Here is an 859-nt window from a genome sequence, read left to right as displayed (position 1 = left end):
TGGGGGTAGTCGGTGATGATGCCGTCGACGCCGAGGGTGGTCATTTTGCGTATGGCGCCGGGTTCGTCGACGGTCCAGACGTTGATGTCCATGCCGAGTTGGTGGATGCGGTCGACGAGGTTCTGGTCGGTGACGGTGTGCTGGGGGTTGATCTGGTCGGCCCAGGTGCTGAGTTCGAGGAGTTCGGTGTCGGTGGGGCGGTCGGCGTCGAGGAGGCCGATGGGGATGTCGGGCATGTGGGTGTGGAATTGGTGGGCGTCGTCGGTCTGGAAGGACTGGACGGCGAGTTGTTCGCGGGCGAGTGCGCGGCGGACGTAGCGTGGTTTGTTCTGGAGGTTTTTGGCGAGGTCGGTGGCGAGGTCGGTGTAGTGGCCGCAGGGGCTGATCTCGGCGAGGAGTCCGGTGCGGGTGTTGTTGATGCGGGTGATGACGTGGTCGACGGTGATGAGGGGTTCGCCGGTGTAGTCGTGGTGGAACCAGGAGCCGGCGTCGAGTTGGCGGAGTTCTGCCCAGGTGAAGTCGGAGACGCGGTAGCGGGGGCGGTCGGGGTAGATCTCTTCGATGTTGGTGGTGCGTTCCATGGTGCAGTCGTGGAAGTTGACGAGTGTGCCGTCTTTGGTGCGTTGGACGTCGATCTCGACGAAGTCGGCGCGTTGGTCGACGGCGAGGTCGATGGCGGCCTCGGTGTTCTCCGGTGCCATGCCGGATGAGCCGCGGTGTGCGATGGCGTCGGGCCGGTCGTCGGGCCGCTCGTCCGCGTGTGCGGTCGTCGATGCCGTCGCGGCCAGGGTCAGACCGCTCAGCACGGCCACCACGACACCGACACGTCTGTTGCTCGCGTGCTTCACTACAGCCTCCC

General features: G+C 65.5%; 1 protein-coding gene. It reads right to left on the bottom strand.

Features of this window, described 5'->3' with window-relative positions:
- Positions 1–848, bottom strand: an 848-nt coding sequence (locus EBH09_RS00045) for a glycerophosphodiester phosphodiesterase family protein (protein ID WP_121745061.1), incomplete at its 3' end; no start/stop codon positions are given.
- Between the last annotated feature and the right edge of the window lie 11 nt (positions 849–859).

The sequence above is a fragment of the Streptomyces sp. E2N166 genome, from assembly GCF_003671715.1.
Taxonomy (GTDB): Bacteria; Actinomycetota; Actinomycetes; order Streptomycetales; family Streptomycetaceae; genus Streptomyces; species Streptomyces thinghirensis.
The sequence above is the reverse complement of the archived record's forward strand: the minus strand, read 5'-3'. Positions and strand labels throughout refer to the sequence as shown.